A 16,232-nucleotide genomic window follows, 5' to 3' on the forward strand; every position below is an offset into this window, starting at 1 on the left:
TTGTCTTTTTTCCGTCGCTCTCGAAGAAAAGAGAGACGCCAGCCTTTGCTGGCATGACGACAGTGTTTCGGAGTTTATCGCATGAAGGGTGTCGGCACGGACATCGGCACGATCCATTTCATCGGCATCGGCGGCATCGGCATGTCCGGCATCGCCGAAGTGATGCATAATCTGGGCTATAGCGTGCAGGGGTCCGACGTGGCCGAAGGCTATGTCGTGGAGGGATTGCGCGCCAAGGGGATCAGGGTGATGATCGGCCACAAGGCCGAAAATCTGGGCGACGCCGCCGTGGTCGTCACCTCCACCGCGATCAAGCGCGGCAACCCGGAGGTCGAACTGGCGCTGGAAACCCGTATCCCGGTGATCCGCCGCGCCGAAATGCTGGCCGAACTGATGCGCCTGAAATCGACCGTCGCGGTGGCGGGCACCCATGGCAAGACGACGACCACCTCGATGGTCGCGGCGCTGCTGGACGCGGGCGGGGTGGACCCGACCGTCATCAACGGCGGCATCATCAACAGCTATGGGTCCAACGCGCGGCTGGGCAATAGCGACTGGATGGTGGTGGAGGCCGACGAGAGCGACGGCAGCTTCCTGCGGCTGGACGGCACGATCGCGGTCGTGACCAATATCGATCCCGAACATCTCGACCATTATGGCAGCTTCGACCGGGTGAAGGACGCCTTTGTCGAATTTGTGGGCAATGTCCCCTTCTACGGCGCGGCGATGCTCTGCCTCGACCATCCCGAAGTGCAGGCCATCCTGCCGCGCGTGCAGGACCGCCGGATCGTCACCTATGGCTTTTCGGCGCAGGCCGACATTCGCGGCGAAAATGTCCAGCCCATCCCCGGCGGCAACCGTTTCGACGTGCAGATTCGCGAGCGCGACGGGTCGATCCGCCGGATCGAGGGGATCGAGATGCCGATGCCCGGCCGCCACAATGTGCTGAACGCCATGGCGGCGATCGGCGTGGCGCTGCAAATGGGTATCGACGACGCGACGATCCAGACCGGCTTTGCCAAGTTTGGCGGCGTGAAGCGCCGCTTCACCAAGGTCGGCGAAATCGCCGTGGACGGGGGCACCGCCACCGTCATCGACGATTATGGCCATCACCCGGTCGAGATAAAGGCGGTGCTCGCCGCCGCGCGCGAAGGCCTGTCTGGTTCGGCTAATGGGGGCCGGGTCATCGCCGTGGTCCAGCCGCACCGCTTCACCCGCCTGCGCGACCTGATGGATGAATTCCAGCAGGCGTTCAACGATGCCGACATCGTCTATGCCGCCCCGGTCTATACCGCTGGCGAGCAGCCGATCGAGGGCGTCGACAGCGCCGCGCTGGTGGCCGGATTGAAGCGGCGCGGGCATCGCCATGCCTCGACCGTCGCCGGCGCGGACGATCTGGCGAAGGCGATCGCCGCCGACATCCAGCCCGACGACATGGTCATCTGCCTGGGGGCAGGGGACATCACCAAATGGGCGGCGGGCCTGGCCGCCGCCGTCGCCACGGTCAAGGAAGCCGTCTGATGTTCGAACTGTTCGCCGTTGGCCTGGAAATGCAGAAGCGCATGATCGACGCCCAGATGCAGGGCGTGGAGGCCGCGCGCGACATGGTGGACGCGGCCCGGCATCAGGTCGAAACCAGCCTTGCCGCGACGCAGGCAAATGAAGCGGGGATGAAGGCGGTGAAAAGCTGGATGAACCTGTGGGGCATCCGCGCTTGACGGCGACCATCGCCCTTCCGCCGGTGCGCGGCACGTTGAAGGCCGATGCCCCGTTGGCCCCGCTCGTCTGGTTCAAGGCGGGCGGCGCGGCGCAATGGCTGTTCGAGCCGAAGGATGCGGACGACCTCTCCGATTTTCTGGCCGCACTCGATCCGGGGGTGCCGGTGATGGCATTGGGCCTCGGCTCCAACCTCATCGTCCGCGACGGCGGCGTGCCGGGCGTGGTCGTGCGGCTGGGCAAGCCCTTCGCCAAGGTGACGGCGCTTGATGCCACCACGCTGACCTGCGGCGGCGGCGCATCGGGCATCCTGGTTTCCTCCACGGCACGCGACAATGGCATTGCCGGGCTTGAGTTCCTGCGCTCCATCCCCGGCACGGTCGGCGGCTTCGTGCGGATGAACGGCGGCGCCTATGGCCGCGAGACGTGCGACATATTGGTGGAATGCGACATCGTCCTGCGGTCGGGCGCGCGGGTGACTCTGTCCAACGCGGACCTTGGCTACACCTATCGTCATTCGACCCTGCCCGATGGCGCGGTCGTTGTGTCGGCGACCTTTCGGGGCCATCCCGGCGAACCGGCCGCAATCCAGGCGGAAATGGACCGCATCGCCGCCGCGCGCGAGGAAAGCCAGCCGCTGCGCAGCAAGACCGGCGGATCGACCTTCAAGAACCCGGATGGTCACAAGGCTTGGGCTTTGGTGGACGAGGCGGGCTGTCGCGGGCTGCAACTGGGCGGCGCACAGGTGAGCGAGAAGCACACCAATTTCCTGCTGAACACCGGAGAGGCCACCAGCGCCGACATCGAGGCGCTGGGCGAGGAAGTCCGCCGCCGCGTCAGGGAAAAGAGCGGAATCGAATTGGAATGGGAAATTCAGCGCGTGGGAAAAGCCAAGTGACTCGTGGCCCCTGGCATGTCGCCGTCCTGATGGGCGGCTGGTCGGCGGAGCGGCCCGTATCGCTTATGAGCGGGGAGGGCGTGGCCAAGGCGCTGGAATCGCGCGGCCACACCGTCACCCGCATCGACATGGACCGCAATGTCGCCGCGCGCCTGGCTGAAACCAGGGCGGACGTGATCTTCAACGCTCTCCATGGCGTCCCCGGCGAGGATGGCACGGTGCAGGGCATGATGGACCTGATGGGCCTGACCTACACCCATAGCGGCCTTGCCACATCGGTCATCGCGATCGACAAGCAACTGACCAAGCAGGCGCTTGTCCCCCACGGCATCCCCATGCCCGGCGGCCATATCGTGCAAAGCGAAAGCCTGTTCACGGCCGATCCGCTGCCGCGCCCCTATGTGCTCAAGCCCGTCAATGAAGGCAGTTCGGTCGGGGTCGCCATCGTCACGGCGGAGGGCAATTATGGCAACCCCATCGCCCGCGACAGCGTGGGGCCGTGGCAGGATTTCCCCGAATTGCTCGCCGAACCCTATATTCGTGGCCGCGAACTGACGACGGCCGTGCTGGGCGACGAGGCGCTGCTCGTCACCGAACTGCGCCCGAAGAGCGGCTTCTACGATTTCGACGCCAAATATACCGACGGCATGACCGAACATGTCTGCCCGGCCGATATCCCGGACGAGATCACAAAAGCCTGCAAGGCGCTGGCGCTGCGGTCGCACCGGTTGCTGGGCTGCAAGGGTGCGTCGCGGGCCGATTTTCGCTGGGATGACGAACAGGGTATCGCGGGGCTGTATCTGCTGGAGGTCAACACCCAGCCGGGCATGACCCCCTTGAGCCTGGTTCCTGAACAGGCGGCCAGGCTCGGCATTGACTATGCCACGCTGGTGGAGACTATTGTCGAGGAAGCGCTGAACCGCGCCGGGGGTAAACAGGATGGCTGAGGCACGGATCAGGCGCGGCGGCACCGCGCGACTGAGCAGCGCGAAGGGGCGGGCGACGCGCGGGCGTGGCCGCACCCTCAAGCGACAGAGCAGCCTTGACCGGCTGATCGAATGGCTGCCCGTCAGTGAAGCCACGCTCCAGCGCATGGCCAGTTGGGCGATCGTCGCCATCGTCGGCGGCGTTGCCGTCACCATCGCGATCTTCATGGGGCTGCCTGGCATGGCCCGGCAACAGGTGGCCGATCTTGCCGCCCGCGCCGGTTTCGAGGTCGAGAAGGTCGAGGTGCGCGGCGTCGAGCGCATGGACGAACTGCCTGTCTATAATATCGCGCTGGGCCAGGTGGATCGTTCCATGCTCTCGCTCGACCTGCCCAGGGTGCGTTCCGAAATGCTGCAACTGGGCTGGGTCAAGGATGCCCGTATTTCCCGCCGCCTGCCCGACACGCTGGTGGTCGACATTGTCGAGCGCGATCCGGTGGCGGTGTGGCAGCATGGCGGCAAGCTGCATCTGATCGACGTGGCCGGCGTGGTGTTGCAGTCGGTGTCCGCCAGCGCGATGCCCGACCTGCCCCTGGTCGTCGGTCCCAATGCCAACCGCCAGACCGCCGGCCTCAACCGGCTGATGGAAAATGCCCCGGCTCTCAAGCCGATGCTGGCCGGCGCCACCTGGGTCGGGAACCGCCGCTGGGACTTGCGCTTTCAGTCGGGTGAAACCCTGTCCCTGCCGGAGGGTGACAAGGATTCGGCGTCCGCGCTGGTCAATTTCGCGCGGATGGACGGGGTGAACCGGCTGCTGGGCCGGGGCATCGTCAGGTTCGACATGCGCGATCCCGACCGCTTCGTCCTGCGCCTGCCGCAGGGGCAGGTGGAAGAAAAGTCGGCCGGCGCGGCGGCCGGCAGCGCCAGTGCGCCGGTGCAAGGCGAGGAAGGCTGAAGTCCATGGCGCAGCCCAAGGTCGAAAAGCTGATCACCGCGATCGACATTGGCTCCTGGAAAGTGTCGGCGCTGATCGCCGGTCGCACCGACACCGGCGAACTCGCGATCCTGGGCACCGGCCAGCGCGAAAGCCGGGGGGTGCGCCGGGGTTTCATCGCCGACATGGAGCGCACCGAACTGGCCGTGCGCGAAACGGTGGAACAGGCCGAACGGGTCGCTGGCACCAATATCGAGGATGTGTGGGTCAGCTTTTCGGGCGGCAGCCTGGTCAGCGATGTCGTCACGGTCGAACGTGACATGGCCGGCTATCGCATCGAACAGGCCGATATCGACGACCTGCTCACCACCGGCCAGCAGGGCATCGACCCCGATGGCCGCGTCGTCCTCCATGCCCAGCCGACCTGTTTCACCATCAATGGCAAGGTGCCGGTCAAGAAACCGCTGGGCATGCACGCCGATCTGCTGGGCGTCGACATTCATGTCGTGCTGGCCGACGGTGCGCCGCTCGCCAATCTCGACCTGTGCGTGCGCGGCGCCTATCTCAACGTCAACTCGATCGTCGCCTCGCCGATCGCGACGGGCCTTGCCTGCCTGTCGGAGGAAGAACGCGATCTGGGCGTCGCCCTGGTGGAGATGGGCGCGGGCGTCACCAATGTCTCGCTTTATGCCGGGGGGATGCTGGTCGGCCTTCACTCGATCCCCTTTGGCGCGTCGGACATTACCGACGATATCGCTTCGGCCTTCGGCATCCGCCGCAGCCAGGCGGAACGGATCAAATGCTTTTACGGTTCGGCGATGCAGAATCCGCGCGATTTCCGCGAGATGATCGAGATCGCGCCGCCCCATGGCGAGGTCGCGACGGCGGGGCAGGTCGCCGGTCCCAATGCGGAAGGGGGCAAGATCACGCGCGCCGCCCTGGTCGGGGTCATCTGCGAACGGCTGAACCAGATCATGACCGAAGTGAATGGCGCGCTCGCCGGCATGGGCTTCAATACGCCCACCGGGCGGCAGGTGGTGCTGACCGGCGGCGGCGCGGAAATGAAGGGGATTGCCGATTATGCGCAGGGCGCGCTGGGCCGCGCGGTGCGGGTCGGGCGGCCCAGGGGCTTGTCCGCCATGCCCGAAGCGCATAGTGGCCCCGCCTTCGCGACATTGGCGGGTCTGGCGCTTTACGGCGCTTCCAACCCGGTTGATCTCCGCACGATGGCGCCCGCGCCGCAGACGGTGCATCGTATCGGCGCGCCGCTCTGGTGGCAGCGGATGATGCGGGCGATGAAGACCAACTATTGAATGAATTTGTACGAAGACGAAATTAGGTGGTGAATCCGCTATTTTCTGGTGTTAACGATTGATGACGGTATCGCTTCCTGACGAGGAAGCTGAGGGAGCAGAATATATGAGCATTGAAATCAGCCCGCCGCATGTGGACGAACTGAAGCCGCGCATCGCGGTCATCGGCGTCGGCGGAGCGGGCGGCAATGCCATTGCCAACATGATCGCCGCCAGTGTCGAGGGGGTGGACTTCATCGTCGCCAACACCGACGCGCAGGCGCTCAACAGCTCGCCGGCCGAACGGCGCATCCAGCTTGGCCCGCAGATCACCGAAGGGCTGGGCGCGGGATCGCGTCCCGAAATCGGCAAGGCGGCGGCGGAAGAAACCATCGCTTCGGTCGAGCAGGCGCTGGAAGGCGCGCATATGTGCTTCATCACCGCCGGCATGGGCGGCGGCACCGGCACCGGCGCGGCCCCCGTCATTGCCAAGGCGGCGCGCGATCGCGGCATCCTGACCGTCGGCGTCGTGACCAAGCCCTTCACCTTCGAAGGCAATCGTCGCATGAAGTCGGCGGAAGCGGGGATCGAGGAACTGCAAAAGCATGTCGATACGCTGATCGTCATCCCGAACCAGAATCTGTTCCTGATCGCCAACCCCAACACCACCTTCAAGGAAGCCTTCCAGATGGCGGACGAGGTGCTGCAACAGGGCGTGCGGTCGATCACCGACCTCATGATCATGCCGGGCCTCATCAACCTCGACTTTGCCGACGTGCGTTCGGTGATGGGCGAAATGGGCAAGGCGATGATGGGCACCGGCGAAGCCGAAGGCGACGGCCGTGCGCTCCAGGCGGCGGAAAAGGCGATCGCCAACCCGCTGCTCGATGGCGTGTCGATGCGCGGGGCGAAGGGCGTCATCGTCTCGATCGTCGGTGGCGACGACATGCGCCTGATGGAAGTGGACGAGGCCGCCAACCATATCCGCGAACTGGTGGACCCGGACGCGAACATCATCTGGGGCAGCGCCTTCAACGACAATCTCAATGGCAAGATTCGCGTGTCGGTGGTCGCCACCGGCATCGACAACGAAATCGGCAACCATGCCGCGCCGTTGACCCAGCCGTTCAGCTTCGCCAGCCGTCCCGCCGTGTCCGTGCCCCAGGCTGCTGCGCCCAAGCCGGCGCCGGTCGCGCCGCAACCCGCCCCGGTTGCCGCGCCACAGCCGGCGCCCGAACCTGCAACGCTGGAACTGGATGTGCCCGAAGCACCCGCTCCGGTTCAGCCGACGGCTGCGCCCGCGCCCTTTTCGCCGCCCCGGCCGGCCGCGATCTTTTCCGATGAAGACCCGGATCAGGATGAACTGGTGCTGGGCGCCGACAGCGCCGAAGCGCCTGTCCCGGCCGCAGCCGCGCCGGCCCCGGCCGCGCCTGCGCCGCGGGTCGCGACCGGCGGCACGTTGTTCGAACGGATGGCAGGGCTGACCCGTGGCCATGAAAAGGGACCGGGCGCCGACGACAGCGCGCCGGGCGTGGATATTCCGCGTTTCCTCAATCGCCAGAACAACCAGTGATCGTCCGGCGCGCGCCCGCGCCGTGACCCTGCAAAAGCGCGCCATCGGTCCCCTGGGGCGATCCGGCGCGCTTTTTCATGGGGCCAATTCCCCATTCATCCTGAAATCGGCTAGAGCGCGCTGGTGAAACGCATTTCCTTCTGGATTCCCGGCGGCCTGCTTCTGGCAGGGATCGCGCCCACCCCGATCGTCCTGGCCCAATCCGACCAGGCCCAGCTTGCGCGCCCGTCCGGCGCGGCCGATCTCAACAACCATCTCGCCCGGCTTGCGGACAATCCGCGCGACGTGAGCGCGCTGATCGGGGCGGGGGAGGCCGCACTGGCGCTGGACGATGCCCGCGCCGCCGCCGGTTTCTTCGCCCGCGCGGACGGGATCACCAGCGGCAACGGCCGGATCAAGGCCGGCCTCGCCCGCGTGATGCTCCAGATGCAGAATCCCGGCGAAGCCTTACGACTGTTCGACCAGGCGCAGCGTCTGGGCTATCCCGATGCGACGATATTGTCCGACCGCGCGCTCGCCAGGGACATGACCGGCGATCAGGCGGGCGCCCAGCGCGACTATCAGGCCGCGCTGCTGCGCACGCCCGGTGACGATGAACTGGTGCGCCGCTACGCCGCCTCGCTCGGCATAGCCGGGCAGGTGGAGGCGGCGGAAAAGATACTGGACCCGCTGCTTTACAAGAGCGACCGGGCCGCATGGCGTTACAAGGCGTTCATCCTGGCGATGAACAACAGGCAGGCGGACGCGAAGAAGATCGCTGACCAGACGATGCCGGCGCAACTGGCCATCGCGATCGTCCCCTATATGCTGAAAATGCCCTATCTGACCCCCGCGCAAAAGGCGGCGGCGGTGCATTTCGGCCATTTCCCGCAACAGACCGGCACGACCATCGCGGCGATTGTCCCGACCCCGCCCGCGCCGGGCATCACCCTGTCCAAACCCCCGGTGACGGTGGCCGCAGCGCCCGCCACCACCCGCACCAAAGCGCTCAGCCGGTCCGAACAGCGCCGCCAGCAGCGGGAGGCCGACAGGCTGGCCCGCGCCGAAGCCGCCCGCCTGGCGCGCCAGCCAAGGTCGGTCCAGACCGCGCAATCGGTCCCGACCCCGCAACCACCCCCGCAACTGGCGCAGGCGCAGGTCGCCGCGCCTGTGCCGCAACCCATGCGTCAACCCGCGCCGCCGCAGGCGCAGGTCCAGTCTTTGCCCCCGACCCTGCCCCCGACCCTGCCTCTGCCGCTGCCATCGTCGCCGCCCGCCATCCAATCCGCGCCAACGCAGCCGGTGACGAACCAGCCTGCGCCACAGGTCCAGTCGCTGCCTGCGTCACCCTCCACAACGCCACCCCCCGCCCAGACGCCACCCGTCCGTCAGGCTGCGGCACCGTCCGCACAGGTGCAGGGGCCGCCCGCGCCGGGCTTCGATTCGATCGATCGGCCCGCCCAGCCGACCCCGCCCGCTGCCTCGCCCGCGTCGCAGATCAACGCGATCACCCTGGCGCAGGCGTCGACCCCGCCTGTCGCCGCTCCTGTGGTGCAGGCATTGCCCCCGGCGCCGCCACCGACAACCACCCCGCAACCCAATCCCGAAGCGACCCGCAGCCTCGCCGAGATCATCCGGGCGATCGACGTGCCCGACACCGAAAAGCAGGCGACCGTCGCCGCCGTCGACCTGGACGAGATCGCCGCGCTTCAGACGCAGCGCCGCGCCGAACGCCAGGCTGCCGCCAAAATCGCGGCGAAGCTCGCCGCTGACAAGGCGAAGAAGGACGCACTCGCCAAGGCAAAGGCGGAGGCCGACGCAAAGGCGAAAGCCGAAGCCGAGGAAAAGAAACGCCTCGCCGCCAACCCGTCACGCAACTGGCTCCAGGTCGGCGTCGGCCAGAGCAAGTCCGCCCTGGGCTTCACCATGAAAGGGCTGCGCAAGAAATATGCCCCTCTCGCGCCGCAATCCGCCTGGAGCGCGGGCTGGAGCCGCACCAACCGCCTGCTGGTCGGTCCTTTCCCCAGCTTCGCCCGCGCGAAGGAGATGGAGGACAAGCTGAAAGCCGCCGGGGCCGATGTATTCGCATGGAAAAGCGACGCCGGGGAGGTGGTCGAACGGCTGGCGGGCGACTAAGAGGGCGTCCCATGACGACGCTCGCCTCCTATGCCTGCCATCCCGCCGCCAGCCGTGGCCGTCTCCATGCCGAGCCGGGCGGCGAAATGCGCGGGCCGCGCGACATGTTCCAGCGCGACCGCGACCGGATCATCCACTCGATCGCCTTCCGCCGCCTGCGCCACAAGACGCAGGTGTTCGTGTCGCCCGACGGCGATCATTTCCGCGTCCGCCTGACCCACAGCCTGGAAGTCGCGCAGATCGGCCGCACCACCGCGCGCACGCTGGGGCTGAACGAGGATCTGACCGAAGCGCTCTGCCTTGCCCATGACATCGGCCATCCGCCCTTCGGCCATGCCGGGGAGGATGCACTGGAAGTCGCGCTCGAAGATCATGGCGGTTTCGATCACAACGCCCATACGCTGCGCACCCTGATGCTGCTGGACAGTCCCTATCCGCGCTTTCGCGGCCTCAACCTCAGTTGGGAAATGCTGGAGGGGCTGGCCAAGCATAATGGGCCGATCACGAACCCCGGCTGGGCGATGCGTGAACTGGATGCACTTTTCCCGCTCGACCTGACCAGCCATGCCTCGCTGGAGGCGCAACTGGCGGCGATCTCGGACGACATTGCCTATGACAATCATGACATTGACGATGGCCTGCGCGCGGGCCTGCTGACGCTGGACCAGTTGCTGGACGTGCCGTTGGTGCGCCGCTGCTGGGACCGGGTGCGCGCCCGCTATCCCGATGTCGCGCCCGACCGGCTGCTGCGTGAACTGGTGCGCGAACAGATCGGCGTCATGGCCAATGACCTGATCGAATCGACCCGCGCCAATATCGCCGCGTCGGGCGTGGAGACGGTCGAGGATGTCCGCGCCCTGGGCCGCACCCTGGTCGCCTTCTCGCCAGAGCTGGCGGCGCAGGAACGCGACCTCAAGCGCTTCATGTACGCCACTCTCTACCATCACCCTGAACAGCTCGCCGCCGCCGACCGGGCGCGCATCATCGTCACCGACCTGTTCCGCGCCTACAGGCAGGATCCCGCGCTGATGCCGCCCGAATGGCGCGACGATTGTGTCAGCCAGGAACCCGCCCGCAGCCGCCACATCGCCGATTTCATCGCCGGCATGACCGACCGCTACGCCGAAAAGCGCCATGCGGAAATTTACGGGCTGTTCGCGCGGGCGGATTGACGCGCCCTGTCCTTTGCCGCAATGCAAAAGCGTCTCCGGTGGATTCGTTCGCCGGGCATGATGCGGGAGAGTATGGGAAGCCTTTCAGGCCACCCCGTCACCGAAGGAGCAACCGCCCCGGAATCTCTCAGGTCAAAGGACCGCATCGCGCGCAAGGCACTCTGGAAAGCGGACGGTTCGCCCGTCCCACCGAAGGGGTAAGCCATCGGGCCGCAAAGCCCATGGTCAAAGCTCTCAGGTTCCGTGACAGAGGGGGTGGCAGATGCTGCGGGTCCGATTCCGGGCGCGGGCGCTGTCGCTACCACCTCCTGCACGGAAAGGCCGATCCATGTCCGGCACTGATGACGTCACCCATATCGAAGAAGCCCTGCCGCTGGAGGCGCTGCCGCTCGACGCCTGGCATCGTGCCCGTGGCGCGCGCATGGTTGGCTTTGCCGGCTATCATATGCCGATCCAGTATGAAGGCATCATGGCTGAACATGGCTGGACCCGCGAACATGCAGGCCTGTTCGATGTCAGCCATATGGGCCAGATCAGCTTTTCGGGCGAGGGTGTGGACGATGCGCTGGAATATCTGCTGCCCAGCGATATCAAGGGGCTGAAGCCCTTTCGCCAGCGTTATTCGATGCTGCTCGATCAGGATGGCGGCATCCTCGACGACCTGATGGTGTCGCGCCTGGGTGATGACGCCTTCGATGGCGCTGCCATCTACATGGTCGTCAACGGCGCGACCAAATATGACGATATGGGCTGGATGATCGAACATCTGCCCGACGAAGTCGTGATGAACCACATGGCCGATCAGGCGCTGCTGGCGCTGCAAGGGCCGGAAGCGGGGGAAGCGCTGGCGGCGCTCATCCCCGGAACCGCCGACCTCATCTTCATGCAATCGGGCCTCTTCACCTGGCGCGGCGTATCGCTGTGGATCAGCCGGTCGGGCTATACCGGGGAGGACGGGTTCGAAATCAGCATCCCCGCCGATGACGTGACGCTGCTTGCCGATGCGCTGTGCGACCTGCCGCAGGTCAAGCCCATCGGCCTTGGCGCGCGCGACTCGCTGCGGCTGGAGGCGGGCCTGCCGCTCTACGGTCATGACCTTTCGCCCGCCGTCAGCACCATCGGCGCGGACCTGGGCTTTGCCATACAGAAGCGCCGCCGCGAGGAAGGCGGCTTCATCGGCCATGCCCGCGTGATGAAGGAACTGGCCGACGGTCCCGGCGCCAAGCGTGTCGGCCTGACAATCGAAGGCCGCCTGCCCGCGCGGGAAGGCGCGACCATCCATGTCGGGGCCACGCAGGTCGGTGAAGTGACTTCCGGCGGTTTCGCGCCGACCGTGGGCGCGCCGATCGCCATGGGCTGGGTCAGCCTGCCGCACAGCGCGCAAGGCACGGCGCTGGAAATCGAAGTGCGCGGCAAGCGAATCGCCGCAATGGTTGCGCCAATGCCGTTCGTTCCGCATCGTTACCGCCGCAAGGCGTGAGCCTGCGTTCCTTCCGACCTTTTTATGGGTCATGATTGTCGATCAAATCATTCCGGGGAGTATATCCATGAGCCGTTATTTCACCGACGAACATGAATGGATCGATGTCGAAGGCGAAATCGCCACCGTCGGCATCACCGATTATGCGCAGGAACAGCTTGGCGACATCGTGTTCGTCGAACTGCCTGCCGAAGGCACGACCTTTGACAAGGGCGACGACGCCGCCGTCGTGGAATCGGTCAAGGCCGCGTCGGATGTCTATGCCCCGATCTCCGGCGAAGTGGTCGAAAGCAACAGCGCGCTGGAGGACGAACCCGCGCTGGTCAACAGCGATGCGGAGGAGGACGGCTGGTTCTTCAAGCTGCGCATCACCGACGCCAGCGAGCTGGAAGGGTTGATGACCGAAGCGGCCTACAAGAAATTCGTGGCCGCGCTTTAAAGCGACAAGAATAAATCCCTCCCTTTCAAGGGAGGGGGGAGTTTTGAAACATGCGTTACCTTCCCCTGACCGACACTGACCGGGCGGAGATGCTGTCCGTCATCGGCGCGTCGTCCATCGACGATCTGTTCGTGGACGTTCCCGCGCAGGCCCGCCTGACCGGCAAGATTGCGGGCCTGCCGACCCATGCCAGCGAACTGGCGGTCGAACGCCACATGGCGGCGCTGGCGCGGCAGAATCTGTCGGCGGGGGAAGCGCCCTTCTTCCTGGGCGCCGGCGCGTATAAACATCATGTTCCCGCCAGCGTCGATCATCTGATCCAGCGTGGCGAGTTCCTGACCGCCTACACCCCCTATCAGCCGGAAATCGCGCAGGGCACGCTTCAGGTGCTGTTCGAATTCCAGACCCAGGTGGCGCGCCTGCTGGGCTGCGACGTTGCCAACGCCTCCATGTATGACGGCTCGACCGCCTGCTGGGAGGCGATCGTCATGGCCCGCCGCATCACCAAGCGCGGCAAGGCGATCCTGTCGTCGGGTCTTCACCCCCATTATGTCTCGGTCGCCAGCACCATGGCGAAGTTCACCGGCGACGCGCTGGCGCATGAAGCCCCGACGCTGGATGCCGCGACCGATATCGACGCCCTGATCGCAGCGATCGACAGGGACACCTCCTGCGTCGTCGTTCAATATCCCGACATTTTGGGCCGCATCGCCGACCTCACCCCGCTCGCCGACGCGGCCCATGCCGTGGGCGCGCTGCTGGTCGCGGTGGTGACGGAACCCGTCGCCCTCGGAGCGATCAAGGCACCTGGCCATATGGGCGCGGACATCGTCGTGGGCGAAGGCCAGTCGATCGGCGTCGGCCTGCAATTTGGCGGTCCCTATCTCGGCCTGTTCGCGTGCAAGCAGAAATATGTCCGCCAGATGCCCGGCCGCCTGTGCGGTGAGACGGTCGATGCGGCGGGCAAGCGCGGCTTCGTGCTGACGCTCTCCACCCGCGAACAGCATATCCGGCGCGAGAAGGCCACGTCGAACATCTGCACCAATTCGGGCCTGTGTGCGCTGGCGTTCAGCATCCACATGACCCTGCTGGGCGAAAAGGGGCTGCGTACATTGGCGACGCTCAACCATGGCCTTGCCGTGCAGGCGGCCGACCGCCTGGCCAAGGTGCCGGGCGTGACGCTGCTCAACGACAGTTTCTTCAACGAATTCACGCTGATCCTGTCGAAGGATGCGCGAGACGTGGTTCGAACCCTTGCCGACCGGGGCGTGCTGGCGGGCGTCTCGCTCGGCCGCCTGTTCCCCAAGGCGCCGCAGATCGGCAACGGCCTGGTCGTTGCCGTCACCGAAACCGTGACGCCGGAGGATATCGAAGCCCTGGCCAACGCGCTTGAGGAGGAACTGGCATGACCATGCTCAAGGAAGGTCGCCCGACCACCCCCGAACCCGTCAAGGACGCCCATATGGCCCCGGCAACCGCCACCGGCAATCGCGCGCTGATGCTGGAAGAAGCGCTGATCTTCGAGATCGGGTCGACCGACACCACCGGCGTCGATTTCGCGCAAGCTCCCACGGTCGCCAGCCGCCTCGGCACGCTGGCCCGCACCGACGCCATTGGCCTGCCCGGCCTGTCGGAACAGGAAACGGTGCGCCACTACACACGCCTGTCGCGCCAGAATTACGCCATCGACCTTGGGCTGTTCCCGCTCGGCTCCTGCACGATGAAGCATAATCCGCGCCTCAATGAAAAGGTCGCGCGGATGCCCGGTTTTGCCGATCTCCACCCGCTCGCACCCCAATCCACTGTGCAGGGTGCCCTGGGCGTCATCAACGAACTGGCCGTCTGGCTCATCAGGCTGACCGGGATGCATGGCGTCGCGATGACGCCCAAGGCCGGCGCCCATGGCGAACTGTGCGGCCTGCTCTGCATCCGTGCCGCGCTGGAAGCACGCGGCGATGCGCGTCAGGTGGTGCTGGTTCCCGAAAGCGCCCACGGCACCAATCCCGCCACCGCGGCCTTCTGCGGCTACAAGGTCGAGGATATTCCCGCGACCCCCGAAGGCCGCGTCGATCTGGAGGCGCTCAAGGCCCGGCTTGGTCCCGATGTTGCGGCGGTGATGATCACCAACCCCAACACCTGCGGCCTGTTCGAGCGCGACATGAAGGTGATTTCCGATGCGGTCCATGCCGCCGGGGCCTTCGTCTATTGCGACGGCGCGAACTTCAACGCCATCGTCGGCCGTGTCCGCCCCGGCGACCTCGGCGTCGACGCCATGCATATCAACCTGCACAAGACCTTCTCCACCCCCCATGGCGGCGGCGGCCCCGGCTCCGGCCCGGTGGTGCTGTCCGAAGCGCTCGCGCCCTTCGGCCCGCTCCCCTATACCGCGCGCATGGCGGACGGCTCCATCCACCTCATCGAGGAGGAGAATGTCGGCGAGGAAATGCCGCAGAGCTTCGGCCGCATGTCGGCCTTCCACGGCCAGATGGGCATGTTCACCCGCGCGCTGGCCTATATCCTCAGCCATGGCGCCGACGGCCTGCGCCAGGTGGCGGAGGATGCGGTGCTCAACGCCAACTATATCCTGCGCAGCCTGGACGATGTGCTGGACGCCCCCTTCGCCGCCAGTGGCCCCTGCATGCATGAGGCGCTGTTCAGCGACAAGGGGCTGGCCGAAGGCTTCACCACGCTCGACATCGCCAAGGGGCTGATCGACGAGGGCTTCCACCCGATGACCATGTATTTCCCGCTGGTCGTCCATGGCGCGATGCTGATCGAACCGACCGAAACCGAAAGCAAGGCGGCGCTGGACCAGTTCATCATGGCGCTGCGCAGTCTCGCGGAACGGGCGAAGGCCGGGGATGAAGCATTGAAGGGCGCACCCTATCATGCCCCGCGCCGGCGTCTGGATGAAACGCTGGCCGCGCGCAAGCCGGTGCTGGCCTGGACCGAGCCGGGGCTGGCGCAGGCTGCGGAATGACGGACGGGCCGGAACCTTGGGAACCCGGTTCCGGCCGCGTCGCCGCAGAAAAACGTTTCGCACCTGCAACGATGCGCAATCGCGACGCTATCGTCGCGGTGCTGGATGATGCCCTGCCATCCTGTGGTCTTGTGCTGGAGGTGGCGAGCGGCAGTGGTCAACATGCTGTCCACTTCGCTGTCTCATTTCCTTTGCTCGACTGGCAGCCGACCGATCCTGATCCCGCCGCGCTGGCGTCGATCGCGGCCTGGCGTGCCGAGGCGAACCTGCCTAATCTCCGCCCGCCGATCCGGCTCGATGCCGCCGCCGACTGGCCCGTCGCGCAGGTCGACGCCATTCTCTGCATCAACATGGTGCATATCAGTTCATGGGACGCGACGCTTGGGCTGCTCAAGGGGGCGGGGCAGATGCTGCCGCCCGGCGGTCTGCTGTATCTCTATGGCCCTTACACCCGTGCGGGTGTGGAGACTGCGCCTAGCAATCTCGCCTTCGACGCCTCGCTCAAGGCCCGCGATCCGCGCTGGGGCCTGCGCAGGCTGGAGGATGTGGTTGCTGCGGCGGACAGGCAGGGTCTGCGCCTTGATCGCGTGATCGACATGCCCGCCAACAATCTCTCGCTGCTTTTCAGGCGGCGGGATTGAAAAGCTAGCGTGCTCCTGCGAAGGCGGAGCATGTCATTCGTCATTGCGAGCGCAGCGAAGCAATCC

The 16,232-nt window shown here is 66.1% G+C and carries 14 protein-coding genes and 1 riboswitch; all 14 genes read left to right on the plus strand.

All coding sequences use genetic code 11. The features are described from left to right. The first annotated feature begins 81 nt into the window (after positions 1-81). The 14 genes from murC to Q4610_RS06505 all read left to right on the plus strand — a co-directional run bounded on the left by murC (position 82) and on the right by Q4610_RS06505 (position 16,166). Entirely contained in the window at positions 82-1,521 is a 1,440-nt protein-coding gene (gene murC, locus Q4610_RS06440; protein ID WP_304535167.1) for a UDP-N-acetylmuramate--L-alanine ligase, read from the plus strand. Beyond that, positions 1,521-1,718: a hypothetical protein gene (locus Q4610_RS06445; RefSeq protein ID WP_304535168.1), complete on the plus strand. Its 198-nt coding sequence runs from the start codon at positions 1,521-1,523 to the stop codon at positions 1,716-1,718. The genes murC and Q4610_RS06445 overlap by 1 nt, the downstream gene beginning before the upstream one ends. Next, the gene (gene murB / locus Q4610_RS06450; protein WP_425262532.1) at positions 1,700-2,614 is read left to right on the plus strand and encodes a UDP-N-acetylmuramate dehydrogenase; all 915 of its coding nucleotides are present in this window, start codon (positions 1,700-1,702) and stop codon (positions 2,612-2,614) included. The genes Q4610_RS06445 and murB overlap by 19 nt, the downstream gene beginning before the upstream one ends. Beyond that, the gene (locus Q4610_RS06455) at positions 2,611-3,561 is read left to right on the plus strand and encodes a D-alanine--D-alanine ligase (protein WP_304535170.1); all 951 of its coding nucleotides are present in this window, start codon (positions 2,611-2,613) and stop codon (positions 3,559-3,561) included. Before murB ends, Q4610_RS06455 begins: the two co-directional genes overlap by 4 nt. Beyond that, positions 3,554-4,495 (plus strand): cell division protein FtsQ/DivIB, encoded by a 942-nt coding sequence (locus Q4610_RS06460; RefSeq protein WP_304535171.1) that lies wholly within the window; start codon positions 3,554-3,556, stop codon positions 4,493-4,495. The genes Q4610_RS06455 and Q4610_RS06460 overlap by 8 nt, the downstream gene beginning before the upstream one ends. Before the next feature lie 5 nt (positions 4,496-4,500). Next, entirely contained in the window at positions 4,501-5,787 is a 1,287-nt protein-coding gene (ftsA, locus tag Q4610_RS06465) for a cell division protein FtsA (RefSeq protein ID WP_304535172.1), read from the plus strand. Between the two features lie 106 nt (positions 5,788-5,893). Continuing rightward, entirely contained in the window at positions 5,894-7,339 is a 1,446-nt protein-coding gene (ftsZ, locus tag Q4610_RS06470; protein WP_304535173.1) for a cell division protein FtsZ, read from the plus strand. A 123-nt stretch (positions 7,340-7,462) separates the two neighbouring features. Further along, positions 7,463-9,454, plus strand: coding sequence for an SPOR domain-containing protein (locus tag Q4610_RS06475; protein WP_304535174.1), 1,992 nt, complete (start codon positions 7,463-7,465; stop codon positions 9,452-9,454). Between the two features lie 11 nt (positions 9,455-9,465). Beyond that, positions 9,466-10,626 carry a deoxyguanosinetriphosphate triphosphohydrolase gene (locus Q4610_RS06480; protein WP_304535175.1) on the plus strand — a complete coding sequence of 387 codons (1,161 nt, stop codon included), beginning with the start codon at positions 9,466-9,468 and terminating at the stop codon, positions 10,624-10,626. A 53-nt stretch (positions 10,627-10,679) separates the two neighbouring features. Continuing rightward, positions 10,680-10,779: riboswitch (glycine riboswitch) on the plus strand. 175 nt (positions 10,780-10,954) lie between these two features. Then, entirely contained in the window at positions 10,955-12,106 is a 1,152-nt protein-coding gene (gene gcvT, locus Q4610_RS06485) for a glycine cleavage system aminomethyltransferase GcvT (RefSeq protein WP_304535176.1), read from the plus strand. Between the two features lie 67 nt (positions 12,107-12,173). Further along, positions 12,174-12,545, plus strand: coding sequence for a glycine cleavage system protein GcvH (gcvH, locus tag Q4610_RS06490; protein ID WP_304535177.1), 372 nt, complete (start codon positions 12,174-12,176; stop codon positions 12,543-12,545). 50 nt (positions 12,546-12,595) lie between these two features. Next, on the plus strand, positions 12,596-13,954 hold the full coding sequence (gene gcvPA / locus Q4610_RS06495) for an aminomethyl-transferring glycine dehydrogenase subunit GcvPA (protein ID WP_304535178.1): 1,359 nt from the start codon (positions 12,596-12,598) through the stop codon (positions 13,952-13,954). Continuing rightward, positions 13,951-15,525, plus strand: coding sequence for an aminomethyl-transferring glycine dehydrogenase subunit GcvPB (gene gcvPB, locus Q4610_RS06500; protein WP_304535179.1), 1,575 nt, complete (start codon positions 13,951-13,953; stop codon positions 15,523-15,525). The genes gcvPA and gcvPB overlap by 4 nt, the downstream gene beginning before the upstream one ends. After that, a complete protein-coding gene (locus Q4610_RS06505) occupies positions 15,522-16,166 on the plus strand; it encodes a DUF938 domain-containing protein (RefSeq protein WP_304535180.1) in 645 nt (214 codons plus the stop codon). The genes gcvPB and Q4610_RS06505 overlap by 4 nt, the downstream gene beginning before the upstream one ends. The last annotated feature ends 66 nt before the right edge of the window (positions 16,167-16,232 follow it).

The sequence above is a fragment of the Sphingobium cyanobacteriorum genome (assembly GCF_030580935.1).
GTDB lineage: Bacteria > Pseudomonadota > Alphaproteobacteria > Sphingomonadales > Sphingomonadaceae > Sphingobium > Sphingobium cyanobacteriorum.

Coding starts and splice junctions, on each gene's coding strand:
- ftsA (WP_304535172.1), top strand. CDS start 4,501: ATGGCGCAGCCCAAGGTCGAAAAGCTGATCACCGCGATCGACATTGGC.
- Q4610_RS06505 (WP_304535180.1), top strand. CDS start 15,522: ATGACGGACGGGCCGGAACCTTGGGAACCCGGTTCCGGCCGCGTCGCC.
- murC (WP_304535167.1), top strand. CDS start 82: ATGAAGGGTGTCGGCACGGACATCGGCACGATCCATTTCATCGGCATC.
- Q4610_RS06480 (WP_304535175.1), top strand. CDS start 9,466: ATGACGACGCTCGCCTCCTATGCCTGCCATCCCGCCGCCAGCCGTGGC.
- gcvPB (WP_304535179.1), top strand. CDS start 13,951: ATGACCATGCTCAAGGAAGGTCGCCCGACCACCCCCGAACCCGTCAAG.
- gcvH (WP_304535177.1), top strand. CDS start 12,174: ATGAGCCGTTATTTCACCGACGAACATGAATGGATCGATGTCGAAGGC.
- Q4610_RS06445 (WP_304535168.1), top strand. CDS start 1,521: ATGTTCGAACTGTTCGCCGTTGGCCTGGAAATGCAGAAGCGCATGATC.
- gcvT (WP_304535176.1), top strand. CDS start 10,955: ATGTCCGGCACTGATGACGTCACCCATATCGAAGAAGCCCTGCCGCTG.
- Q4610_RS06460 (WP_304535171.1), top strand. CDS start 3,554: ATGGCTGAGGCACGGATCAGGCGCGGCGGCACCGCGCGACTGAGCAGC.
- gcvPA (WP_304535178.1), top strand. CDS start 12,596: ATGCGTTACCTTCCCCTGACCGACACTGACCGGGCGGAGATGCTGTCC.
- ftsZ (WP_304535173.1), top strand. CDS start 5,894: ATGAGCATTGAAATCAGCCCGCCGCATGTGGACGAACTGAAGCCGCGC.